23 protein-coding genes are annotated in these 26191 nt (G+C 33.6%); 9 read left to right on the top strand and 14 right to left on the bottom strand.

What is annotated here, in order from left to right:
• Positions 1–214 precede the first annotated feature (214 nt).
• The 3 genes from KO527_RS15600 to hemH form a co-directional block, all read right to left on the bottom strand.
• Positions 215–1018, bottom strand: a complete 804-nt coding sequence (locus KO527_RS15600; protein WP_216041215.1) for a DUF2189 domain-containing protein — start codon at positions 1016–1018, stop codon at positions 215–217.
• Positions 1019–1168: 150 nt separating this feature from the next.
• Complete coding sequence (locus KO527_RS15595) at positions 1169–1996, bottom strand: TIGR02285 family protein (RefSeq protein WP_216041214.1); 828 nt, start codon at positions 1994–1996, stop codon at positions 1169–1171.
• A 205-nt stretch (positions 1997–2201) separates the two neighbouring features.
• Positions 2202–3281: a ferrochelatase gene (hemH, locus tag KO527_RS15590; protein ID WP_216041213.1), complete on the bottom strand. Its 1080-nt coding sequence runs from the start codon at positions 3279–3281 to the stop codon at positions 2202–2204.
• Positions 3282–3558: 277 nt separating this feature from the next.
• Between hemH and KO527_RS15585 the strand changes: the two genes are divergently transcribed.
• The 3 genes from KO527_RS15585 (at position 3559) to KO527_RS26435 (ending at position 5808) form a co-directional block, all read left to right on the top strand.
• Positions 3559–4818: a lytic murein transglycosylase gene (locus KO527_RS15585; RefSeq protein ID WP_216041212.1), complete on the top strand. Its 1260-nt coding sequence runs from the start codon at positions 3559–3561 to the stop codon at positions 4816–4818.
• A gap of 148 nt (positions 4819–4966) precedes the next feature.
• On the top strand, positions 4967–5611 hold the full coding sequence (locus KO527_RS15580; RefSeq protein WP_216041211.1) for an NAD-dependent epimerase/dehydratase family protein: 645 nt from the start codon (positions 4967–4969) through the stop codon (positions 5609–5611).
• Positions 5612–5622: 11 nt separating this feature from the next.
• The gene (locus KO527_RS26435; RefSeq protein WP_216041218.1) at positions 5623–5808 is read left to right on the top strand and encodes a diguanylate cyclase; all 186 of its coding nucleotides are present in this window, start codon (positions 5623–5625) and stop codon (positions 5806–5808) included.
• Positions 5809–5996: 188 nt separating this feature from the next.
• Here KO527_RS26435 and KO527_RS15570 read toward each other — a convergent pair whose 3' ends face one another.
• Positions 5997–6827, bottom strand: a complete 831-nt coding sequence (locus KO527_RS15570; RefSeq protein WP_216041210.1) for an AraC family transcriptional regulator — start codon at positions 6825–6827, stop codon at positions 5997–5999.
• A 235-nt stretch (positions 6828–7062) separates the two neighbouring features.
• Between KO527_RS15570 and KO527_RS15565 the strand changes: the two genes are divergently transcribed.
• Complete coding sequence (locus KO527_RS15565; RefSeq protein ID WP_216041209.1) at positions 7063–7590, top strand: hypothetical protein; 528 nt, start codon at positions 7063–7065, stop codon at positions 7588–7590.
• Positions 7591–7718: 128 nt separating this feature from the next.
• Here the strand turns inward: KO527_RS15565 and KO527_RS15560 are convergent, their stop codons facing one another.
• The gene (locus KO527_RS15560; RefSeq protein WP_216041208.1) at positions 7719–8408 is read right to left on the bottom strand and encodes a DUF3667 domain-containing protein; all 690 of its coding nucleotides are present in this window, start codon (positions 8406–8408) and stop codon (positions 7719–7721) included.
• A 187-nt stretch (positions 8409–8595) separates the two neighbouring features.
• Here KO527_RS15560 and KO527_RS15555 point away from each other — a divergent pair, with 187 nt between their 5' ends.
• On the top strand, positions 8596–10887 hold the full coding sequence (locus KO527_RS15555) for a DPP IV N-terminal domain-containing protein (protein ID WP_216041207.1): 2292 nt from the start codon (positions 8596–8598) through the stop codon (positions 10885–10887).
• A gap of 575 nt (positions 10888–11462) precedes the next feature.
• Positions 11463–13193 carry a diguanylate cyclase gene (locus KO527_RS15550; protein WP_252733791.1) on the top strand — a complete coding sequence of 577 codons (1731 nt, stop codon included), beginning with the start codon at positions 11463–11465 and terminating at the stop codon, positions 13191–13193.
• Between the two features lie 113 nt (positions 13194–13306).
• Here the strand turns inward: KO527_RS15550 and KO527_RS15545 are convergent, their stop codons facing one another.
• From KO527_RS15545 to KO527_RS15530, 4 genes are all read right to left on the bottom strand, one after another.
• A complete protein-coding gene (locus KO527_RS15545) occupies positions 13307–14704 on the bottom strand; it encodes an alkaline phosphatase PhoX (protein ID WP_216041206.1) in 1398 nt (465 codons plus the stop codon).
• Between the two features lie 266 nt (positions 14705–14970).
• Positions 14971–17256 (bottom strand): response regulator, encoded by a 2286-nt coding sequence (locus KO527_RS15540; RefSeq protein WP_216041205.1) that lies wholly within the window; start codon positions 17254–17256, stop codon positions 14971–14973.
• Positions 17257–17333: 77 nt separating this feature from the next.
• Positions 17334–18257, bottom strand: coding sequence for a cytochrome c peroxidase (locus KO527_RS15535; protein ID WP_354668626.1), 924 nt, complete (start codon positions 18255–18257; stop codon positions 17334–17336).
• 385 nt (positions 18258–18642) lie between these two features.
• The gene (locus tag KO527_RS15530) at positions 18643–19002 is read right to left on the bottom strand and encodes a ribonuclease E inhibitor RraB (protein WP_216041203.1); all 360 of its coding nucleotides are present in this window, start codon (positions 19000–19002) and stop codon (positions 18643–18645) included.
• Between the two features lie 516 nt (positions 19003–19518).
• Between KO527_RS15530 and KO527_RS15525 the strand changes: the two genes are divergently transcribed.
• A complete protein-coding gene (locus KO527_RS15525) occupies positions 19519–19998 on the top strand; it encodes a YHS domain-containing (seleno)protein (protein ID WP_252733789.1) in 480 nt (159 codons plus the stop codon).
• 78 nt (positions 19999–20076) lie between these two features.
• Here KO527_RS15525 and KO527_RS15520 read toward each other — a convergent pair whose 3' ends face one another.
• On the bottom strand, positions 20077–20985 hold the full coding sequence (locus KO527_RS15520) for an AraC family transcriptional regulator (protein WP_216041202.1): 909 nt from the start codon (positions 20983–20985) through the stop codon (positions 20077–20079).
• Between the two features lie 83 nt (positions 20986–21068).
• Between KO527_RS15520 and grxC the strand changes: the two genes are divergently transcribed.
• Entirely contained in the window at positions 21069–21314 is a 246-nt protein-coding gene (grxC, locus tag KO527_RS15515) for a glutaredoxin 3 (protein WP_216041201.1), read from the top strand.
• 429 nt (positions 21315–21743) lie between these two features.
• Positions 21744–22745, top strand: a complete 1002-nt coding sequence (locus KO527_RS15510) for a hypothetical protein (RefSeq protein ID WP_216041200.1) — start codon at positions 21744–21746, stop codon at positions 22743–22745.
• 62 nt (positions 22746–22807) lie between these two features.
• On the opposite strand, the gene KO527_RS15505 is transcribed toward KO527_RS15510, so the two are convergent.
• The 4 genes from KO527_RS15505 to KO527_RS15490 all read right to left on the bottom strand — a co-directional run bounded on the left by KO527_RS15505 (position 22808) and on the right by KO527_RS15490 (position 26182).
• Positions 22808–23497, bottom strand: a complete 690-nt coding sequence (locus KO527_RS15505; RefSeq protein WP_216041199.1) for a hypothetical protein — start codon at positions 23495–23497, stop codon at positions 22808–22810.
• Between the two features lie 11 nt (positions 23498–23508).
• Positions 23509–23850: a hypothetical protein gene (locus KO527_RS15500; RefSeq protein ID WP_216041198.1), complete on the bottom strand. Its 342-nt coding sequence runs from the start codon at positions 23848–23850 to the stop codon at positions 23509–23511.
• Between the two features lie 551 nt (positions 23851–24401).
• Positions 24402–25097, bottom strand: a complete 696-nt coding sequence (locus KO527_RS15495; protein ID WP_216041197.1) for a LytTR family DNA-binding domain-containing protein — start codon at positions 25095–25097, stop codon at positions 24402–24404.
• Complete coding sequence (locus tag KO527_RS15490; RefSeq protein ID WP_216041196.1) at positions 25094–26182, bottom strand: histidine kinase; 1089 nt, start codon at positions 26180–26182, stop codon at positions 25094–25096. The genes KO527_RS15495 and KO527_RS15490 overlap by 4 nt, the downstream gene beginning before the upstream one ends.
• Positions 26183–26191 lie beyond the last annotated feature (9 nt).

The following is a 26191-nucleotide window of genomic DNA, read 5'->3' as shown; positions in this document are numbered from 1 at the left end:
ATGAAGTATATGAAGTATATAGTACCTATTTTTACTTAAATAACATGCTTTCACCGAATAAACAGCAATCAAAGCTGTGGGGCACAATAACCTCTTGGACATTAATTATAATTTTAAAATTAAAAGTAAGTTCTTATCAAGATGGTTTTGGCTAACCAGTATTATTGGAGTTAGCCAAGTGTCATAAATTTCGCTTTAACTTTTAACGCCACATTTATTCATAATCACGATGTCGTTTCGTTTTAATGACGGCTATGTAGGCATGCCAACTAGCAAATGCAAGCAGTGGCATGGTGATGATGAAGCCAAATCCCAAAGTTAAAACACTTAAAGCAACCATAGCTACAATGATCAATGCCCAAACAAACATGGTAAATGCATTTTTATTAACCGCTTTAATTGACGTGATAACGGCAGTCATAATATCAACGCGACGCTCTACCATTATTTGTGGTGTAAAGGCAGACAAAGTAAAAACGACTGATGATATTATCGCCCCAGCAGCAATACCCATAGCCAAAAAGTTAATGAGCTGCTCCAGTGTAGGGTCGGCATAGCTTGGATATAAAACATGGATCAGCGCAGCGATTCTCATCCAAGCAATCATAATAATCACAAGTAATAAAGCAAAGCCCCATTCACCAACTGGGTTTCTAAACATAGACTTTAAACTATGTTTGAATGTGGGTTTGTGCCCTTTTTCTAATTCCCAAGCTACATCATATAAGCCTGTAGCAAATGCAGGGCCTACAAGAGCAAATGCAACAATTGAAGGAAGTATAAATAAATGGTTTTGAGTGGATATGACTAAAAAACAGATACTAATCGGTATAATACTAAATACGATACCGTATACCATTGCAATCATTGGCGCATTTATAAAATCTTTTACTGCCAAGCTCAACCAATGAAAAGGGGAAAAAGTTGAAACAATATTAGAATCAATGATCCGACTAAACTCTCTATTTTTTATGTTTTTTGACTTTACATTATTACTCTCTACATGTGTTTCAGCCATTTCAGACTCCTACTTTACAAAAGATTGTAAAGTTTAATACGATAGAAATATCAAATAAGTTCAACGGAACTAGTATAAAAAAACAAACAGCGATAGCCATTAAGTGATAAGAAATTAAAATTAGATTGTTTTAATATGGTGTGTTTAATTTTAATTTTTCAAAAAATGCTTTTTGTAATACATTATATACTCTTGATTTACTTCCTCTTTTGGTAACCAACTCGACATCGCGTTAAAATAAGCGTCAGTAGATTTAATGTCTATCAATACTGTATTAATTTTTTGGATCACTTTTTTACCCCAAGCGGTATTACTGCAACCAATATAGGCAACACCGTATTTTTCAATTCCTTCAATAGCCAAAGAATCAAACTCAGAAGCAGAGTCATCTAATAAATAATTTGCAGATGTTGGCACAGCAATTAAAAAGTCTACTCGACCACTTTTTAACATTTTATATAATCCAGACTCCGATAAAGTAGATCTATTATAAAGAAACTCAGGGTACTTCGAAAATATTTTGTCTACATGCTCAGTATATGAACGCTCTGGAAGTTTAATCGCTTTTAATTTATATCGAGAAAATAACATATCAACAGAGACCGTTTTCGGTAAATTAAGTTCATTTACTAACTTCTTAGAAATGATCACTCTTAAGTTCGGCGACATAATATGAGCGATGGAAAATTGTGTAAACAGTTCTCTTTGAGGAGTTTTAAAAATGGACAGATGGCATGCATTTTTACCTTGCTTCATTTCTCTTAGACCACGTGCAATAGTCGCCTTCACTGTAATATGCCGATATTCATTAAGGTCTTTGATTGTAATCGCAAGCAGCCTATCTAAATACCCTTGTCCTGCTTTAGGGCCCGATAAAAAATGCGATGGAGGCCTATCATAGACATACCAATTAATTATCTTTGAAGCATTAACTAAATGACTGCATAAAAAAAATAATGAAAATAATATAATTCGCATAGCGATCTAATTTAAATATCAATCCATTAATCGTAACATACTAAAATTGTAGTCAAGCATTGTATTATAAGCACTCAATGGACACTATAAAATCGTTTAATTTTAAAAAACGCTTAAGATCAACAATGAGAATTTAATAGACATAACCAATTACTACTATTAAAAGTGCTAGCTCGCAATTGGTCAATGTGAAGTCTAATCTAACTTACTGAGACGCACCTAATACTTTTGCCAATTCAAAACGTTTTTCAGTATCATTATTATCTGACCAACCCTGAAGATTTTGCGCCAATAACTCAGACATCATTCCAATGTGTTCTGGCTCTGCATTTAGCGCTTCAATATATTCATAACGCTCTCCACCAGCTTCCATGAAATAATCCCTATTTTCGATGCCTATCTCTTCTATCGTTTCTAAACAATCCGATGAAAAACCAGGGCAAACTAACTGGACAGATTTAACACCTTGTTCTGGTAATGACATAAGGGTTTTATCGGTATAAGGCTGTAACCACTCTTCTCTTCCAAATCGAGATTGAAAAGTAACCATATATTCCCCTTTGCTTAAACCTAAATTTTCAGCAATTAAACGAGAAGTTTTATAACATTCACAGTGATATGGGTCTCCATTAGTCAAATAGCGCTTAGGGATCCCATGATAAGTAAATATTAATTTATCCGCCCTGCCATTCAACTGCCAATGCTGACGAATTTTATTTGCTACGGCATTAATATAAGAGGGAAAATCATGGTAATGATTAATAAAACGTAACTCTGGAATCAGCCGTTTTTTCGCAAAACTATTTGCTACGGCATCAAAAGTTGAAGCCGTTGTAGAAGCACAATACTGCGGATAAAGTGGTAATACAGCTAATTTACGTACACCTTGGTCAAGCATTTTACTGATTACTGAATCAACCGAGGGAGAGCCATATCGCATTGCAAATTCCACTACAATATTATCACCATATTGTTCTGTCAGTTTTTCACGTAATGCGTCCGTTTGGTCTTGTGTATGAAATAAAAGTGGTGAGCCACGTTCAGTCCAAACAGTACTATAAGCATGGGCAGATCTTTTTGGGCGAATATTTAAAATAACAAAATTCAGTATCATCCACCAAATTAAGCGTGGTACCTCAACAACGCGAGGATCAGATAAAAACTCTCGTAAATAACGTTTCAATTCCTTTTTTTTAGGAGCATCTGGCGTGCCCAAATTTGTTATTAATACACCAATTTTATCTTGTTGCTTATGGGAGAAATTTGGATTGCCTTGGTATTTCATAAACCTGCTCTAATTAATATTTATTTAACTAGTCATATACGTACAGCGAGATTAAAAAGATCTATTTCAATAAAAAAGAATGCAAATAAACGGTACTAACCTACTGACACTTTAAAGTTTGTTATAAAATCTTCTATTCAATGATAGCTAACGAAATCACACTAATTTAATTAATTTTATGATGTTAACTTCTATACCGTGTTATCCATGTTAAAATTCGACATTATATAATTATCACCAATTTTTACTTACTGTTTTATTCAAGGAAGTCCCGCTAATGGTCTTTTTAAAGCTTTTTGTCAATCAAATTAGTTATGTTTTTAGTATCAAAAAATTATTTTTTATTTGTTCACTTTTTCCATCGTTGGCACAAGCTGTAATTGCAAATAACAACTTTGCGCAGTGTAAAGTTAATTTAGCAGAACTAGCTGAAACCGAAGGTTTTTCGCCTTACATCACCCAAACTGTTATTGATGGTATTTCCCCGATAGAACAAGTCATTTCGTACGATAAAAAACAGCCTGAATTTACCCAAACTTTTGAGCAATACATTAAAGCCAGAGTAACCTCCTATCATGTGAGAGTAGGAAAACAAAAATTAAAACAACATGAAGAGCTGTTTGACTCATTAGAGAAAGAATACGGTGTGCCACGCGAATATTTAGTCTCTTTTTGGGGCTTAGAAACAGTTTATGGTAAACATAAGGGTAAAATGTCGATAATAAACTCTTTAGCTACATTAGCGTGTGATGAACGCCGTAGCGAATTTTTCACTCTCGAACTGTTAGATTTATTCACTCTAATTGAAACAAAACAAGTAACCACTAAACAACTTCAGGGCTCTTGGGCTGGTGCTATGGGGCATATGCAATTTATGCCTTCATCATTTTTAAAGTATGCGGTTGATGGAGATAATGATGGAAAAGTTGATGTTTGGCAAAGCGAAATTGATGCGTTAACAACGGCTGCGAATTATTTAAATAAAATAGGCTGGCAACCTAAAGAGCGCTGGGGAAGAGAAGTTAACTTATCAGATAGCTTTGCCTATGAACAAATAGCGTTCGATCAATATTACCCAACTCGCTATTTTAAAGAGCTAGGTGTTAAAAAGTCGAACAATCAACCATTATCTACTTACGATATTGAGGCTGAACTTTACTTGCCTTCAGGTCATAAAGGCCCCGCATTTTTACTCTACCCAAATTTTAATGTGATCATGACGTGGAATTTATCAAAAAGTTATGCATTATCTGTTGGAATATTAGCTAATAAATTAATTGGTGCTAGCGGTTTAAAACTTTCAAAAAAACAAACCAAAGTGAAACCTTATAGTGTTACTAAAATGAAAAACCTGCAGAACCAACTTAATACCCTAGAATTTGAATTAGGCGAGCCAGATGGTATTTGGGGTCCTAAAACCAGACGTGCCATTCGATTATTTCAGATAGAACACCAGCTAATTGCTGATGGTTATCCAAATGACGATGTTTTTTCGACAGCTAATTCGGTAATAAATGAAAGCAAAAAAGCGCCCTAGGGAGTGACTCTCATGGGTATAGCTCTGGTAAATCAGAGCTTACTTACCAGTCTGGGTTGAATCGTATTGTGCTTTACAGTGACATTAGATAGTTTATTTATTCCCATTCTATTACTATCTCTATATTAAAATATAATAAATAAACAATATGAAAACAGCGATTGTACTAGGGGCAACAGGGTTAATTGGCCAAAATCTGGCATTAAAACTGGCACAGCAATCCCATATCAATAAAGTTATTGCTGTGACACGCAAAACTGTTGATTACGCACACCCAAAAATTGAAAATCAAGTCGTTGATTTTTCTTTGCTTGAACAATACAGTCAGACCTTTTCGGGGGATATTTTATTATCATGTTTAGGCACAACTAAAAAGCAAGCAGGGTCCACTGCGGCACAGCGAATAATAGATGTTGACTACCAATTAACAGCAGCAAAACTCGCTGCCAATAACGGTGTTTCTGAGTATTTTTTAGTATCTTCAAGTGGTTCAAACGCAGCAAGTAAAAACGCATATTTACAAATGAAAGGCGAGTTAGAAAATAAAATAATGGACCTAGGCTTTGAACGTATATGTATTTTTCAGCCTTCGTTATTATTAGGTGAGCGTAATCACTTTAGAATAGGCGAAAGACTTGGTAGCTGGATTTTACCAACACTATGTAAACTTCCTATTTTACAACGCTTCCAACCTATTTATGGCGCTCAAGTAGCAACTAAAATGTGCCAAGTGAGCGCACAGCAAACTGTCGGAATAATGCGTTATACATTAGATGAATGTTTTCCTGAATAATAGTTTAAAAAATAGAAATTACATTTGTACCGATTAATCACAATCTCCGCAGCACTCAAAACTATGATTCATTACTACTCAATACTTTGCGTGGTGAAGATATTATTTGTCGTTTGGATGGTGAGGAGTTAGCCATCATTTTACCAAACACAGGGGCAGAAAATGATACTCAAAGTGGCGTTGTTTCAATTAGTTAGTAACAATACATGACCACTCACTATTTTTTCCTTTAAATTAACGATAGGGCTGGCGGAGTTTCAAACGAAAAACAGTCCTATTTTATCTATAAAAAATACAACCATAAAACCTATTTACACATAGTAAACTCTGCCTATGTCACAGCGGCTTAATCTTATAAAATAATTACATCAACCAAACTAACAAGTTAATAATTAAACCATTTTTCTCTAAATTTTTGAGGAGAAACCCCTGAAAGCCTTTTAAAAAACCTGCAAAAATAACTTTCATCCTGATAACCCAACTCATAAGAAATGGTTTTAACTGTTTTGTCAGTAAAAGCAAGTAATCTTCTTGCTTCCACAATCACTTTATCATGCACTAATTGCTTTACTGTTTTATCAAACTGATTTTTAGTTAACTCATTCAATCTTTTACTTGATATAGCCAATTTATCAGAGTAAAAATCCACATTTTTTTTATCAATAAAATGTTCATCTATAAGCTTTAAAACTTTAACCACTCTAAGATCTTTATCTGAGTAAGATTGCACATCACTTTCTAAATAACGCATTAAATATCTTAAAAATGACACAAGTAAGGTACTTATTAAATCTTTATCAGGTGCTTCAACAGTTAACTCTTCTTCTACAACTTTTATTAAATTTTTTAAATGATTATTGCCACATTCATCAAGGTCTATACAAGGTTTATCTGAGCGGTTTTGTAAAAAAAGCTTATCTATTGGTAATTGATTCTGAAGGTGTGAGGTAAAAAACTCAGCATTAAATGAAATCGCATAAATATTGGCCGGTAACTCGTGTACATCATGAACCTGTCCAGGTGTGATAAAAAACATCTGATTTAGAGACATATCATGTTTAATAAAATCAATACTGTGACTTCCAGTCCCCTTAAGAACCCAGAAAATCTCGAAATACTCATGTCGGTGAGGTTGTAATGATTCAGGAATAGAATCAATATCAATAAACTCTAAATCAAAAGAAACACCATCTGGTAATTTTTTAATTTCTAACATTCTTCAGCAACCATCTTATATTTTAATAGCTGACGCTAATAATAATGTTTATTTAAATTAAAGCCGATAATCTAATAATTCCAATCTAACGCCATTAGTCATTATTTGTAGCTCATTGCAAATTTAGTCCAAAAAGTACCATTAAATAAGAATTTCGTCCATTTTCAATAGTCTTGATGAGTGCAAAAATATCCCTAAATAAAATGAAAGTATTTAACCAATACATTGAGGATATATGAATAATTCAGCATTAAACCAATTTATAGCAGAAGTTTCTCAAATTTGGGGGCCTTTAACTTCAGATTTAACCAAAGAAAGTAAGCGATTATTAGAAATACTTGCTAAAGCATGTATAAATGAAAGTTGGGTAAAAACACTTTTAGATAAAAATGAAGCAGAATCTGAAATTTTTAGAAGTAAAGAGCATGGTTTTATACTTCAAGCGCACATAGAGCATAAAGGTGATAGGAGTCCACCGCACGACCATGGAAATGGTTGGGTACTTTATGCAACAGTACAAGGGCAAGTTGAAATGGGGATCTTCCACAAAATAGTTCAACCCGATGGCACTTTAAAAGTGATTCAAAAAGATAAATATATTCAACAAGCTGGGCAATGCAATGTTTATTTAGAAGGAGATATTCACGATACAACAACACATCAAAATAATACACTGATGCTGAGATTAACAAGTTGCGATTTTCATCAAGAATTTAACGAAGGGCGACTAATACGTTATTTATCAAATTCAGAAAAATGGTAAGAGCTTGGGCTCTCTTGTTGCTTGATGGCCAGATTAAACTTTAAAAAAGTACAATACCCTATTGGAACTGTCGAGCAAATAGCAATTAATAAACATGATATTATAGATTTAAAAGAAAACCATAATAATCAATAAATATGTTTCATCATTACATCAAAAACTAAGCCTAATAACGCCATATAAATCATGTAAATTGCCATAGTTTTAATAATAATTAACCACCAAGTTTGCTGATAAACCACCTTAAAAGCGCTTAAAACATACCAAGTTAAATATATAACAGGCAGAATTTGCAGTAATAAAAACGTGATATGAGACTGCTCCATCACTTCTAAAGGCGAGATAATCATTAGAAAAATATACGCCATACTATGCAAGTGCATGGAGAAAACTAAATTACCAATATAAAATGTTTGCCGAAAAAATACCTGAACGATTAATGCAAACACAGGAAAAAGCACAAACATCACTTTAGAATAATAACTAAGCATTGACTCTGTAAACTTAACACCGGGGTCAAGCAGTTGATAAGCTTGAGAAAATACTATGAAAAACAGTATGCTAATCACAAGATATAAACGTAAAGGCGGTGTATATTTAACTCGTTTACCTTGGTTAAAGTCATGTGTCAATGTGCCTGGTTTAGTAAGCATTGTGCGTAACGTAAGCCACAACTTACCATCAATATCCAATAATTCATGTGACATATCTTTTGCGACATCAAGAAATGGTCTATTTAGACTTGAAGCTCTTTGTCCGCAATATGAGCAAAAATTAGTATCATCTTGAAGTTGTGTTTGGCAATTTTTACAATTCATTTGTTTAATCATTAAGTTAAAAATAAATAATGGCGAGTATCATTATAAGGTTAGTTTTTAAGAAGGAAAGTATGGCTCTCTTATTTGACTTTATAATCGTTTATTTAAGAAAACCAAAACAACAAAACAATTGTATACTTTATAAAATAAATTATAGTGGAGGAAATAATGTAAAGTGGAGATAAAAATGTTTAAAAAAGCTGGGCTCTTGATAACTTGCTTATCGTTAACTGCTTGTTCTATAACGGCAGAAAATCAATCAGTCAAAGTGACTCAAGCAGATTATCAAAGGGCTGAAAAATTTTTACCTAAAAATGTAAAAACTAAAGTCAGGAATTTGGCTGTTGAACCACACTGGATCAATCAAACAAGTGACTTTTGGTATAGCGAAGTAGACAAATTAGGTAATAAAAGTTACTTCAAAGTGCAGCCATCTTCAGCTTCTATCACCCCATTATTTGATCATGAAAAGCTAAAAATCAGTATTAACCATGATGACAGTCGAACTTTTTCAATAGACATAATAAAGCTAGATTTAGTCAAAAACGATTTAAAACTCACCTATCTTGACCATGACTATCAGTGTGATTTAAAAACTAGCCAATGTAATAAGTTGACCGTAGAAACTAGCCCTACCCCACCAGCATACAGCTCGCCAAATGGTTTATATTCATTAAGTGTAAAGCAATGGAACTTGTATTTAACTGAACATGAAACGGATAAAGTAACTCAGCTAACTTTTGATGGCAGCGAAGGTTATCCTTATGCCGTAAACAATATGAACCCAAAAAATTATATCAATAAAGATGCTAAAAATGTAAAACAGCAACTTGATGTATTTTGGGCATCAGACAGTCGCACAGTGATCACCCATAGATTAGATCGCAGAAAGGTTGGTAAATTACATTTAGTGCAATCTAGCCATGATGACGGCTTAAGACCAAAACTATATAGCTATTATTATCCCTTAGCAGGTGATAAACATATTCCACTAGGTGATATTTACTCAATTGATATAGCGAGTAAAAAAGTAAGTTTAGTAGACACCCCTAAACTACAGCAAACTTATTATGGTGGGCCAATTTGGGGATGGTGGGAAGATAACAATCGTTTTTACTTTATAGACCAAGCTCGTGCAAAAAAGCGCATCAGCCTTCATGAATATAATCCTGACAATCAACAAGTAAGATTAATTGTTGAAGAAAAATCAGCACAATTTTTAGATCCTTGGGCACAAAATGTATGGATATTACCCAATTCAAATGAAGTGATCTGGAGTAGCCAACGTTCAGGCACACAACAATATTACTTGTATGATCTTACAAGCGGCCAGCTAAAAAATAAAATCACACAATGTGATTGCTATGTTCGTGTAAATAGAGGCGTCGATGAAGAATCACGTACTTTATATTTTGAAGCTTCAGGTGGGTTTAATGATAGAGATCCCTATTTACGCCATTTATACAAAGTAAATTTAGATGGTACAAAGCAAGCTTTATTAACACCTGAACCACAAGAGCACAGCACACGACTTTCTCCTGACTTTAAATACTTTGTAGATATTGCTTCTGATCATAAAACTGTACCTACAAATACAGTACGCAGCACTTTAGATGGAAAATTAGTAACAACTGTTGGCTCACCCGACATAAGTGAATTAATTGCGTTAGGCTGGCGTGTACCTGAAGCCTTTAGCGTACTCGCTGATGATCAACATACGCAATTATATGGCTTAATGTATAAGCCGAGTAACTTTAATGTCAATAAACGTTACCCTGTGATTGATGCAACCTATACCGGCCCTCATGGCTTTTTTACCCCTAAATCGTTTTGGACATATTATCAGCAAGCACAATCTTTAGCAGAGTTAGGCTTTATTGTGATTAAAATGGATGGCAGAGGCACCAGTAAGCGAGATCGACAATTCCACTTAGCGTCTTATCAAAATTTGTCTGCTGGAGTAGATGATCATGTATACGCAATTAAAACACTGGCTAAGCAACATAAATATTTAGATGTTAATAAGGTAGGGATTTATGGTTTTTCTGCGGGTGGTTATGATACAGCTCAGGCCATGTTTAGACATGCTGACTTTTTTAAAGTCGGTGTAGCCGCTTCTGGTAATCATGATTTTAGAGTAGATAAAACAGGCTGGAATGAAACATGGTTAGGCTACCCTGTCGCTGAACACTGGGATCAACAAACAAACCTAAACCCGCAAAGTGTTGCCAAATTAAAAGGTAAATTACTGCTTGCTCATGGTGAATTAGATGAAAATGTTAACCCGGCTGCAACCATGCAACTCGTGAATCAATTAATCAAAGCAAACAAAGACTTTGATTTAATGATTTATCCAAACCAAGATCATTTTTTAAATAATAGTGATTATTTTATTAGAAAGCGTTGGGACTATTTTGTTGAGCATTTACTTGGCGCACAACCAGTAAAGGAATATCAATTTATTCATACTAAAGAGTAAAATAATTGCTCATTCAAATTAATCTAGATTAGAAATAAGCGGGACTTTTTTATACCAATTCTATTAAGTTAGTGATCTAATATAAATTAGGATAAATTTTCAAGAGCAAGGCGCTTGATTGACCAATAGCTGGCTATTGGGATTGAAAGCACAGGTTTATAGCTCCAGACTAAACCTAAGTACCTGCATCCATGCAGGCAACGCAGCTATTGTATATTTAGACCATTTTGATTGATCACATATTTATTGGAATTGGTATTAGTCCCTTTTTTATAAACTAACTTCCCTGCTTTTATTTGATACTAGGTAATAGTGATTAGATATCATTAGCTAAACTACAAATTCAGAAATTAAAGACGTGACTTTATTTAGAAATCGATGTCAGATATCACGCCTCAATTTATTAATATATTTAACACTCTACTTACAGTAAACCCAATAGTTTCCACAACTCAACAGAACAACTTAAACCATAAAAATCAATTACATAAATACACATATCAATTTTTTACTTTTTCTTAAAGCCTATATAGAATGATGGACTTTTAAGAACTCTGTATTCACTAGGTAAGATAATGAAGAAAAGTACAATCAGTAAAAAATGGCTCCACTTACCTATTGTTTGCATGATAATTTCTATGATCATCGGATTATTCATTTTTAATTCAACACTCTCTAACTGGCTAGAGAAAAAAATTGAAGCTGGATTATCCGCTGAAATCAAGCGCGTTATTACCAATATACATGAAGACAATATTTCATTTTCAGATCTAAAAGCACTTGATATTTATGTGAAAACGGTTGTCGACCTCGCAAAAGAAGACCATATTACACTGATAAAATCAGATGGTTTTCCTATTGCTGATAGCGATATTTCACTCAATGCGGTATTACAACTTGAAAACCATTTAAATAGAAAAGAAGTGATTAATGCTAAAGAGGTTGGTTTCGGCACTACAACTCGTTTTAGTACTTCTCGTTTTAAAAATTTACTTTATTCAGCACAGTCTTTTGATTATCACGGCGAAACCTATATTCTTAGAGCTGCAACGCCACTAACACGTATTGATGCAATGGTGGAAGAGCTAATGAACATCCTAATGATTTTAATGGGCATCAATATCACACTTGTTGTTGGCTCATCTCTTTTAAGTAATAAGCTCATCCAGCAGCAGGTAAAAAGCGAACAAGATTTACAAGAAGTACGTATTGAACAGCGTACCCAAGAGATCGAATTATTACATCGCCTAGCTAATATGCTTGCAGCCTGTAATTCTATTAATGAAGCACAAATGGTAGTTGAAGATATTCTGCCTCGTATTCTTGGGGATTTAAACGGCGTAGTATCATTAATGCGCTCATCACGAAATCAATTACTAGTAAAGTTAGATTGGGGTGGAGCTTGGCCTGGAAGCAAGACTTATGCACCTGAAGAATGCTGGGCATTACGCAAGGGTAAATTTCATTTAGCGAATGATAAATATACCACCTTACCTTGCTCTCATATGTCAGCAACGGGATCAGATCAAACCTTATGTATTCCGCTAACTGCACATGGTAATACCATAGGTATGATGCATATTTACTTAGGTGATGGTAAAGAGCTTAAAGAGCATATTCAAAAACTTGCGTTTACCGTTGCTGAACATCTAGGGCTTGCTCTTGCTAATCTAAACTTACAAGAGAAACTAAGAGAGCAAGCAATTAGTGACCCTTTAACGGGTTTATATAACCGCCGTTACTACGAAGAAATAATTAATCAAGAAATTATGCGTGCTCATCGACATAAACAAGAAATGTCGATTCTTATGTTAGATCTTGATCATTTTAAACGCTTTAAAGATAACTATGGCCATGATGCGGGTGATTATGTACTAAAAACAATAGGTTCATTACTACTTAATACAATGCGAGGTGAAGATACGATTTGTCGCCTCGGAGGGGAAGAATTAGCTATTATTCTACCAAATACAGGCGTAAAAGGTGCTCAGATTGCAGCTAATAATATTTGTGATGCTGTAAGAGAGCTTCATTTGGCAATGAAAGACTTATCACTTGGCAAATTAAGTGTATCTATTGGTATTTCAACTTATCCTAAGAATGGCATGTTATCTGACGAACTGACTAAATTAGCAGATATAGCGCTTTATGAAGCTAAAGGACAAGGGAGAGATCAAGCGTGTCATTATGATAATTTAATTCAAACACTTGACGATAATGAAGATGCGACAGAAATCAATGAAGAAGTAACTGAAGAAGAAAATAACGCAAAAAGCAGCGTTGTTTCAATTAGCAGTAATGCCTAATTATTAGATAATTTTGAATGCTATAACTTAAGATTGAATATAGGGCTTGTTGACTTTCAAACTGTTCAACAGGCCCAACATCTTTATAAACTTAGTAAAAGAAAGTTAGACAACTAAGAATTACGCTCGCTTTTAAACTTTCCCCATGGGCCAGTTATCGCCAATGTTTTGGTTGGTGCATAAATGTTTACAAACAATACACTGCCATCAGGTGAAAAACACGTCCCTGCAGGCTCAGTCTGAATATTCAATTTAGCAAAAGGATAGACTTCGCCCTTGGGAGTGACACCACGTAAATGATTTTTTGTCACATCAGTATATTGATCTTCACAAACCAATAAGTGACCTTGTGGTGTTACTGTTAAGTTATCACCAAAGTTATATAAAGACTCATCTTCACTTTGTAAAAACAGCTGAATTAATCCTGGATGTTTGGACTCATTTTGTGAGCCTTCATAAGCTGATGGCTGATAACGCATTATTTGCCCTAACTGCTTTTTACCACCATTAGTACAACAAAAATATAATTCATTACCAGCAAAATGAATGCCTTCACCACGGGCAAATAGCCCAGCTCCTTTTGCAAAACCGCGTTTTCTAAGGTCATCTTCAGGGCTTTGTGGATTATCTAGATTTATCCACTCTACTTCATGCCAATTTGAAATTGGAAAGTTGTTCGTTTGCCAATTACGGGTATCGAAACCATTAGCTTGTTTGAAGACTAATGCTTGAAGTTGACCACCTAGATCAAGTTTGCCTTTAATATTAGGAATAAATCGGTAAAACAAACTATCGCCACGATCTTCAGTCAAGTAAACAATACCCGTGCGTGGATCAACTGCGGCCGCCTCATGGTTAAAACGTCCCATAGCGATAATTGGTTTCGCATCAATTAACCCCGTAGCATTGGCCGGCACTTCAAATACATAACCGTGATCTGCTTTAATGTCATTGTTTGCAGTTTTCACAGACTCTTCGCAAGTTAACCAACTACCCCAAGGTGTGGTACCGCCCGCACAATTTCGTATTGTGCCAACGAGACTATAAAACTCGCGCTCTACCTTAGCTGTTCGCAAGTTATAAATAATATTTGTCGTACCACCTGGTAATGCGACACCATTAGAAGTCGAGTCATAAGCAAACGGTGTTTTATGGTTTTGAATAGATACTGTAGCTTTGCTTAAATGTTTTGGGCTTAATTCATGATTACGTATTAATACAACTCGTTCATCATCAAGTTTAATACATCCCATACCATCAGCATTATTAGGCACAGTAAAACCATCATCCATTAACGTATCAAGCTCAGAGATAACGGTATAGCTAAATCCTTGCGGTAAATCTAATAAACCATTTTTGTCTTTAATTAAAGGTCCGTAGCCATTACTCAATGGCATAGCCTTCGTATTTTTATTAATAGTAGAAGTTGAGGCGCAACCTAATAGACTGCTACCTAATCCCATAAATGCTAATGTCACTGTACTTTTTGTAAATTGTCTGCGAGAAACCACTTATTTGCCCCTAAATTTTTTAAATAAGCTTAATTGACCAAGATGATATTTTCATTAAAGGTGTGTAAGCTCATTGAGATATTTTTATCAAACAATTGATATAATATAACATTGTTGACAATAATAAATAGAGAAAAAAAAACGCTAAAATTCAGGCATATTTAGGGTTAAAGACTGCTTTGATAAAGCACAACCAGGACACCCTTTGTATATCATCTAGGTATTTGTATATAACCCTACAAAATTAACCTCTTAATTGTTCCAAATTAGTTTTTAGCAGTAGTGAGAGCATAATATTGATCGACTACTGCTTTGATTTTTTCTATTTCATATGGTTTTCCTAAATAACCATTCATACCAATCTCGGCGTAATAATCTATCTGATCAGAAATAATGTTGGCTGTTAAAGCCACTATTTTGAGTTGCTCAGCTGAGTAGGTCTTCCTAAGGATTTTAGTCGCTTCAATACCGTCTAATACAGGCATTTGAATATCCATCAAAACCAATGGGTATTGTCCGTTATTTATGAGTTCGATCGCTTGCTTACCGTTTTCGGCAATATCCACACAGAGACCAAGACTTTTCAGTATTTCACTAGCTACTATTTGATTAATCTTATTGTCTTCAACTAGTAAGATAGAATTGTTAGCCTTATTGGTTGTTTGTTTATAAATTAATTTTTTTTCAGGTACAACATTCAATTTGTTCCTTCTAGAAACTTTTTTCAAATCCGTCTCTTTACTCTTTAAAGCTTGGCTTAAACCAAATAATGTAACGGGTTTACTCAAGTATTTAATAGATAAACTTTGATCACAACGCGCTTCAATATATTCGTTACTGTATGCGCTAAATACAAAAAGCTGTTTTGGATGATAACTTTCATTTTGTACTTTTTTTATAAAACCTAGACCAGTTTCTGTCTTTAAATTCCAATCAATTAAAGCGACATCAAAATTAATTTGTTTACATAATTCAATCCCTTGGCTAACGTTATTGGCAATACTAACACTTGCGCCAAGATAGCTAGCCATTTTATCAATCACATTTTGAGTAATTACATTATCTTCTATGAGTAATAGTTTCATGGGTTTTTCAAGTTTCAATGATACAGGTTGAGATAAATCAGTATCTTTATTACTTTTTAAAAATGGAATGATAACAGTGAATTTTGCACCTTTATCTAGCTCACTTTCTACCGTGACAGTTCCCTTCATTTGCTCTATTAATAATTTACATATTGCTAAACCTAATCCTGTCCCACCATATTTTCGAGTAGTAGACTCGTCTGCTTGTGAAAATCGTTTAAACAATTTTTTCTGTTGTTCTTCTGACAACCCAATACCAGAATCTTCAATTTTATATTCAATAAAGACACTGTTATCGCTTTCTTTGTTTTCTAAAAGTTCACATGTTAAGAGTACATAACCTTTTTGGGTAAACTTAATTGAATTAGATAATAAATTTAATAATATCTGACTCACTCTAACAGGATCACCTTCTAAATTTGTTGGAATATTTGGATCAATATCAAAAATAAATTCTATATTTTTCTCTTCTGCATTATGAGCAATAAGTGTTACTAAATTATCAAATACTTTAGCGTGATCAAATGGGTGATTCTCAATTATAAATTGTCCAGAGTCATATTTTGAAAAGTCTAAAATGTCGTTAATGATCCTAAGTAGTGATGTTGCTGAAAATTCCATTTTTTCAAGATAGTCTCGCTGCTCTTCATTGAGTTCACTTTGTAGACATAAAGTCACCAAGCCTAAAATACCTGTCATAGGTGTGCGAATTTCATGTGACATATTTGCCAAAAATTGGCTTTTTACTTCAAGTGCATTTTTATGTGCAATAGATACTCTTTTTAATTCATTTTGATGTAATCTCAAAATATTGATGAATAACAATAACAAAGAAATAATGACAGTAAAAATTGAAAGTAATTGTTGCCGATTAATATTATCGAGTTGTTTTTGCAGTATTTTTGATTCATTAAATAAAAGTGCAATAATTGGAGAGTTAATAAGCGCTTTACGATACTTCGCTGATGTTTCGTGATTTTCAATAATGAACTTTACGTGTAATTTGAATAAGTTTCCATACTGAACAGAGGGTGAATTGCTAGTTTCAATAGCTAATAAATTGATTTCTTTTTTTATATCTAGCTGAATTTGTGCCGTGGGATAGCTTAGAAATTGAAATACTAATAGTTTAATTGCTTCAATCTGATTGTTTAATTGCGCACTAAGGTCGTTAATTTTTTCACTACTTATTAGTCTTACTGATGTTTTCATCATACTCACTAATTGTATGTAGTTAAAAGCCTGTTGTTTATAGTTGTTCAAAACAGAATGGATATTAGAATCAGACGTTAGTTTTGAGGATAAATTCTCTAATTGGGATTGCTTTTGTGCAAATTTATCATAGTGTAATTGATCACTAAAACTGGCATTAAGCACTTGGATTTCATGTCTTGGTATCAACTGTTCTAAAGATAATAATAACGAAACTTGGGATGTGACATATTTTTTTTCTTCGGCTAAAGTCATATAATATGCAAGAAAAAAAGCATATAAGCTCAAGCATAATAGTTCTGGAATACGTTTTATTATGACTCTTAAGGACATCATTCGAGCTCAATCTCTTTTGATGAAAATGAATGAAGTAGCGCAACAATATCTTCGACTTCTTCAGTAGATAGCTGTCGACCTAATTGAGAGCTGGCCATAATTGTAACAGCTTCGTTTAAAGTACTTACGCTGCCATTATGAAAATAAGGTGCCGTTTGAGCGATATTCCTGAGCGAAGGTACTTTAAAAACAAACCTATCTACTTGCTTTTTTGTTACTTCATATTTGCCAAAATCTTGTGTTAATTTTTTGGGAATATCATTAATTCTCCCTAACTTTTGGTAAATATTTCCACCTATATTGGTCCCTTGATGGCATGTGCTACAACCGTAATCGATAAATAATTGTAGACCTCTAATTTGTTGTTGAGTTAGCGCTGTTCTATTGCCTAATAAGTATTGGTCTATTGGTGCATTTGGTGTAATTAAAGATTCCTCATAGGTTACAATTGCTAGTAATATATTTTCAACTGTTATCCCATCAGGACTTAAATCATTAAATGCCTGATAAAAATAACTGTCTTTAGAAAGTTTAGTTATTACTGCTGGCCAAGAGGAAGCCATTTCGACAGGGTTATGAATTGGCCCTGACGCTTGCTCTAATAAAGAATTAGCGCGCCCATCCCAAAATTGTCTAAAATTAAAAGTCGCGTTAAGGACAGTTGGTGAATTTCTAACGCCTACTTTATTATTTACACCAACAGAAACCGGAAAACCATCATCTCCTCCTGTGCTAGTAACATGACAAGAGGCACAAGAAATAGTGTTATCCTTTGATAATAAGGTCGAATTAAATAATGCTTTTCCTAATAAAAGCCATTGTTTATCAATATCGATCTTTTGTGGAATTGGTTGAATAGGATGATCAACATTTTTGAAATGATAAACAGTCTCAAGCCTATCATTTGTCGATTTTTTCACATCCCCGCTTAAATATATACTGACAGCAGGCAGTGAAGAAAGGCAAAGTCCTATAGCTAAACAAGCATAATATCTATTTTCCATATATTTATTAATAATCTGCTTTAAAGTTATTTAGAACAATAAGTAATCACACTGAAATTACCTAGCTCTGTCCATTAATTTTAGTGTGGTTGATGTTTTGTAATACATCAAGAAAAGTAAGTCTAAAACCCGTTTGTAAACGATTTATTTGAAAGAAATAGAGAAACACGAGATGAGAAATATCAGACATTGATATTCATGTTATTACATATAAAAAAGTTAGCTCAGTTTCGCTAACCTTTTGAATATCCATTTAAAGTTTTATTTTTTATTGACTCTTAATACAATAGCTCAATTTTTGTTAAGAACCACAACCACTCACAACAACCCAAGAGTCACAATACCCATTCATATTTACAAACAAATTGCTTAACCTTTTTGGCTCTTTAGTAACAAAATCATACGTTACCTTATTTTTAACCTTAAACGATGCATATCCCGCAGGATCGCCCTCTTCGAGTAGTTCAGATTCTGTTTCTACAAAGCTTACCTCTGGTAACTTGTTTAGCACTTCAATTTGCTGTGTTTCACTTAATGGCCAGTATTTAAAATCGATCATAAACTCAATTTCGTGCTCTAAATTGAAATCAAAACCCCTTCCCTGAAGTAATCGTAAAACATCACCATCAACACCTTGTGGCCAATCATTATTGTCATTCATTAATATCTTCTATTCCTAAGTATATTTATCAATTTACAAATCCAAATGATGAATAAGTATTTTCACTTGTTTATATTGCGACACTTTACCGGAAACAAGACAATAAAGAAATGAGAATCAAAATCATTACCGTCAATCAGTGGGGTTGAATATATAATTATTTTTCATAGAAAAGTATGACTGCCTAGTTTTATTTATCCTGGCAGCATAATATAAAACCTGATCCCATTGGTTTTCTTAAGGGGAGACTTTCCGAAATAGAAAAACACTTAACTGTAAACAAATCATTTAAGCGCTTCAAACCCAGAAGGTATAAATGCAAATGGTCATTAATAAAATTGAGGTACATGTGTTACCTATTCCTTCTTTTAGTTTTCTTTCTTAGTACACCCTACTTTACCCTCCTATAGTAGATTCGGATTTTTAGATACAACAAGCTGACTTTTGAACATATCCAACAAAAACATACTTATCTAAAATAGCACTGTACTTAACAACAACCTATAGGAATACATCATGTTATTCACAAAGTTTTTCACTAAATCTATTACTAACCTGTTAGCAATTTTTGTTATTGCTTTTAGCTCCATCGCAAGTGCTGGTGACAATACCGATACTGATGCCAACGGCGTAATCTTGGCTGGTCATGATGCTGTTGCTTATTTTACCAAAAATAAAGCCGTTGAAGGTTCTGCCAAATATACTGCTATCTATAATGATGCGATTTACCGTTTTAGTAATGCCAAAAACCGTAATCTTTTTAAAAGTAACCCCGAGAAATATGCACCACAATATGGTGGGTTTTGTGCCTATGGTATGACGTTTGGAAAGAAATTTGAAATTGACGGCAAAGCGTTTGAAATAGTTAACGGCAAGTTATTTGTAAACAAAAATCTAAGTGTTTATGAAAGCTGGAGAAAAGATATTCCGACTCATATCACACAAGCTAATGAACAATGGCCTAGCGTTGAACATATTGCAGCTAATAAACTGTGATATAAACCAATAAATATACGCGCTGTATTTTAGGCAGCGCTTAGGTGCTACCTAAGTTTATGCAATATTAAGACTCAACTACTTTGAACGCACTGCACCAGGTGGTTCACCCAAGGTATTTCGATAAGCTTTACGAAATGCCGCTTCTGAATCATAACCACTTCTTTCTGATATTTGTGACACAGATAACTGAGTGGTTTTTAACATGTGGCGTGCCTGATTCATTCGCCATTTAGTTAAATATTTCATTGGCGTAATACCGACAGTTTTACTAAATAGATCCGCAAAAGTAGAGCGACTCATAATTGCTTTTTCAGCCAAGCGTTCTAATGTCCAATGTGACTCAGGGGATTGATGGATCGCATTAAGTGCTTTTCCTAACCTAGCATCAAACAATGCGCTTAACAGCCCTTTGTCGAGTGCGCCACTTTGAATTTGTTGACGTATCATTTCAATAAAAATCAAAAAAGCCATTTGATCAATGGCGGTATAAAAGCCCGGTCGCTCATGTTGTAGCTCGTTTAGCATTTGACTTATCAAAAACTCTATTCTGTTACCTGCCAGTTCAGCCCCAGAGTTCAATACAACAACTTGTGGTAATGCTTCTAATATGGGAAATAATATAGGATTACGAAATTCAAAAAATCCACAAACAACATTCGTTACCTCACCATCATTAGTCATTGGTGCATTCACTTGTTCTGGCGAAGGTGCTATTTTAGAGTTGGATATTACATGATGCGCATCATTTGGAAAAACAACCAAATCATGTGAGGTTAACCTTTGAGCCTCTTGCCCCTCAAAATGTAACCATGCAGAGCCGGCACCAATCAGGTGAAATGGGATCCGCTTACTGCCACCTGTATCAACCGCCCAAGCACCACAAAAATCACCATTAACGTAAACTTCCGCTTTTAAATCTAAGCGTGTAAGTAACACACTAAGTGGATCTGGATCATTAAGGTAAATATTAGGACTTTCAGACATATTTTTAAGTATTACGCATACAAAGTATTTAGTTAAGCAACAGTATACTTAATTTACGTTAAACAGAAATAGTAAAAACAGTCATGAACAAGGTTACCATTTTCCATAAAGACTACTGCCCGTACTGCAAATCAGCAAAACAATTATTAATTAAATTAGGAGTTGAGTATGACGACATAGAAGTAACTAATAACCCAGTTGAATTTGCCAATATGGTGAAACTAAGTGGTCGAAAAACAGTACCTCAGATTTTTATTGGTGAACGTCATATCGGTGGTTATGACGATTTACGCTCACATGTAACAAATAATACGTTGTTATTAAGCTAAGGAATTCTTGATGAATGCTATTAATAAGACCTTAGCTAAATACTATTGATCAATTACCAAAAGTGGATTTTATCGCACCACTTTTACAGCGAGTTTATCTAGTATCAATACAACCAATAAATAGGCATAAATATCTCACAGTTCCTAACAGTCACTCTTTGAAATTAAGAACGAAAGCTGATTACAATGAATATATTTAATCTGAAAATTTTATTTTTTATTTTACGAAATACATTACAAATGAATGAAATTTTATAATATCGAACACATTTAAACGAGTTATCCATCGACTAGATTAGCTTTTTGTTGAGATTTAAATCCCTCTACTAATTATTTAATATTTCTCACACCAATAACTGCATACAGTATAAAATATATCTCAAGTGTGGCATTATTTGTTAAATATTTTGTGAATTTAAGGATGAATGTATGAAAAGTAGGTTTTTTTATTTGATTGTAGTACTTGCTATTACAGCTTGTGGCGGAAACTCGAGGCAAGAAAGCAGAGATGTGCAAGTGTCAGAGGACAAAGAAAGTAACACTACTCCTATTATTTCTGTTACATCACTGAAACCACCAACTCCTGAGGAGTGTTTACGGATCACTTCAAACGATTTAACAGAAGTTGAACTTGATTTAAGCACCAATAAAAGACAGTTAGTAAATGACACAATCAAAACTACAGACCCAGAAAGTAGTTATCAGTTGTTTTTAAGAAATAGTGAAAACTTAATGGCTTGGCTTGAAGTGAAGGAGCAACCAATTGATGTCGCTATTCATGAAAGTAATCATTATATAAATTATCAAATAGATTTTTGCGAAGAATACGATTCAAAAGCAATTTTTTCTGGTGGGCAATTTCATGAACTTGGCTTTTCCAAAGAAAATACAGAGCATAATATTATTATTGCTGAAACCATTCCTGAACATTTACAAACTGGATTGGCCTACGAACTTTATATTTTACAGTTAAATCACAAATTTGATTCATTATTAGATGAATTTAATGCTTATGTTTTAGACAATAGATTTCAACTTAAATTTAAACAATTAGCGCTTCCTGAAAATGATATATCCAAAATGACCATTTTTCAGGTTAATGACACCATAAATTTTATGGTGTTTACGCAATATTATTTAAAATCTTTACGATTAAACTACCCTGAAACGTATGAGTTGGTTGACCAACCGCAAGCCCGTGCTTTTTTACAGTATTTATGGCAGATTACAGAAGAATTACTGATAGAGGCATATCCATATATATCCACTGGTTACTTAGAAAGTATGTTATTTTATGATGAAGGTACAGGTATTGAGTTTTTAAAAGCAGCATACACTGGTGACGCTTTAATGGAGTTGGACCTACTGGGTATTAATCATTTAGAAGAGTCTGACTGGCAACAAACGTATTTTGAAGTTAATAAAAATTAATATATTCAAAGCTAATAATATAAAAGATATTATTAGCTTTATTGATTGCTACATAATAAAAATCACATTCGCCACGTAACTACAGGACTCTCTTTTTCACTGCTCTTTGAAACCATCAATAGATCAAACCCTTTACCAAAAGCCGTGTCTACATACCAATCTAACCTTAGTAATACATCTTCAAAACCATCTTTATCAAAATCTCCTTTAGCCATAACTAAATAATTAACAACGAGGCCACCTGAAATTGCCACTTCAATACTCCCCTCATTAACTGTCAAAATTTTAAAATCATTATCATCAGTGATTAACAAACCTTTCTTATCTTGCAATGAACTACCACCCAAATCAGGAACGGCTGATAATGGTAAACTTTGAATAAAATTAACCGTTATTTTTTCAGGTAAATAACTTAATACACTTTTTATGTGTTTAGCTTTTATGAAGTGTTCAGCTGCAATACAATTAACTTTCATCAATCGCACTAAGTGATATTGTGAGGGTTCAATAGTAGCATCATTTGCATTATTCACATCCGTACAAGTATTAGATCTGAGTTCTCCACCAGCACTCAGATCTAATGAATAATCCAATTCAGTATTTGTAATAGTATCTCCTAAATTCATTAGCCCGACAAACTCGCCATCATTAAAGTATGCTTTGGACTCAACACCAACTAATTTACTTTCAGCATTACATCCAAGTGTAAGCGAGCAAAAAATGGCAATTGAAAATATATAAAATAGCTTCATCAAATAGTCCTTTAAGGTTTAGCAGCACTTAACTTTTGACTTGCCGCATGAACAGAGTTAAATAATCCTTTTACATAACCATTACGCATACTATTCACATCTGGTCTATTAGATTGCTTTGCAGCCTCATCCCATTTTTCTTGTTTGATCGCATCGTTAAATTTAATAAACTTATTACGTAGATTGGTTTGACCTAGATTAAATATCATATCAAAAAGCGCTTTTTGAACATCTATAGGAAAATTATCAAAGTGATCTTTAAATCCATTTGTCTTTTTATATACACTTACTAATTCTGAATAAAATGTATCTATGTGATTTTTTCGCTGAATATTAATATCGGTATCTTTCATTATTAAGCTAGTATGTTGCTTATACCAAGAAGCTTTATAGTTTTTATTTTGCTTAATGAGATTATCGTATTAATCTTGTTTCTGTTTCATCGCTACAACCATATGAGGCATCTTATTTTTTTCGATATACATTTTAAGTGAAATAACAGCAGCCTTATTCGCGATAAGATGACCTATCCCAACAGTAACTTTCGCTTTACTGTCAAGATACATATGATTATATCGTCCTTCATACTCTTCCAACTTTTTCTCTACAACAGGTCTTACATTTGAATTTAAAGCCTCGTATCAGTGCTTAGATTTTTTTATTATCCATATTAATTTTTTTAAGTAATGAGAATTAAACTTAACACAGTTTAACGACCCAATATCAGGTACTACATTAAAACTAAATCAGGCTAAACTTACAACAGGTTTATAATAAATTTAAAAAATTAGACAGGCATAAATATCTCATTGGCTATTTAAAAATAGGAAAGGTGTAACCCATTGGTTAAATTTCACTCTCAGCTTATTCGTTTACTTCTATTCATAAACGAATAAGCTACGAGTTATAGTGACCAATGTTTTTTAAACTCAACAGCCTGGCGTTTAGAAATGACAACTACACATTGGTTTGCTAGCGTAACCTCTAAAGCGCCATTCGGTATTGGTTCTATCATTAGAATAAACTGAGTATTTATAATCCAACTTCGACTCGCACGGAAAAAAACTTTACAATCTAGTCTATCTGCAACAGCACTAATTGGTTTATATATTGCAGGTTTAGCTTTTTGAAGATGAAGCCGAGTGTAGTTACCCATCGCCTCAAAAGCGTAAATATCCGCCAAAGCAACAAAGTAACATTCATTTCGATCTTTAATAAAAATACGCTGATTAACGTCTAGAACGGTATTTTCAATATCGAGTTTCACTTTATCCAACGCGTGTTTAAGCCGCTCTTGTCTAACTGGTTTTAATAAATAATCAAGTGCATTATATTCAAATGATTTAATCGCGTAATCATTAAAAGCAGTCACAAATATCACTTGAGGCACATCAGTTAATTGCTCTAATAAATCAAACCCGGTACCGTCTGGTAAATCAATATCTAACAACAATAGATCAACTTTAACATTCAAAATTAAATCAATAGCTTGCTCAATATTTTCCGCCTCGCCTATCACTGTAATTTTAGAGTATTGAGAGAGCTGTTGTTTCAGCTCTTGCCTTGCTAATCTACTATCATCTACAATAAATATATTCAACTAACAAGTTCCTTAATCTCATATTCAACAGGTAAAGTGACACTAACAACCACTTCAGATTTTTCTTTATTTTTATTGAATGTTAGCCCTGTCTCTTTAAATTCGTTTTCCATTGAATATAATAACTTTAATCGCTCCTGAATGTTTCTGATCCCAATGCCTCTTTCAGTATCTTCATACAAATGTGATTTGTCTCGATAAGCCGGAATAGGGTTAGTGATCGTGATATTTAAATAGTGATTTTTAATTTCAGCCTGAATACTAATTTCTCCTCCTTGCTTTAATTTTGAAATACCATGTTTTATAGCATTTTCAACACAAAGCTGTAATATCATCCTTGGAATGAGCACATTCCTACTTTCATCAGCTATTTGAAATTGATATTTTAAACGACTTTCAAACTGAATTTTACACAATTCTAAGTATTCATTAACCATAGATAACTCTTCTGCAAATTTCACTTTATTGAAATCCAGTTGATTTAAGCTATAACGTAACATATCTGATAGTTTAGCCAATGCATCTCTGGCTTTCTCAGGATCTTCTAAAATAAGTGCTCTTATATTATTCAACATATTGAATAAAAAATGCGGGTTTAATTGCTGAATTAGTGATTGCAACTGGCTAATTTCTAGCGTTTGTGCCATTGATTTCAAATCACGTGAACGTACAATTGTAAGGTAAAATGCACTCCATGCAATTAACGCAAAAAGCATATTGGCCGCATTCCCCCAAAATACAGAGCTAACAACAACAGCTATTTGACCCGAAGCAATCGGAGATATTAACCCTACTTCTGACAGTATTAATACCGAAATAACCAATATTAAAGAGGCTATTGATGCCCCTAAAACAGCTTGTATACCAAAATATAAAAATTGAAATAAAAACCCACGAGATTTAAACCATCTCTTATAACCAAACCGTGTTAAATGGGCATAAAAAGCCGCAGATGCCACCAAAACAACACCAAAAAATATTTCGAAATACGAAAATATTCCTGAAAGATAAATACTTAATAGAATTGAAAGATAGACGACGGCCCAACCGATTAATTGGTAAAGAGGGAAAAAACGAGAATCCATAATATATTT

It is taken from the genome of Pseudoalteromonas sp. C2R02, assembly GCF_018860845.1.
Classification (GTDB): Bacteria; Pseudomonadota; Gammaproteobacteria; order Enterobacterales; family Alteromonadaceae; genus Pseudoalteromonas.
Note: the sequence above shows the minus strand (reverse complement) of the source record. Positions and strands in the feature narration are given on the sequence as shown.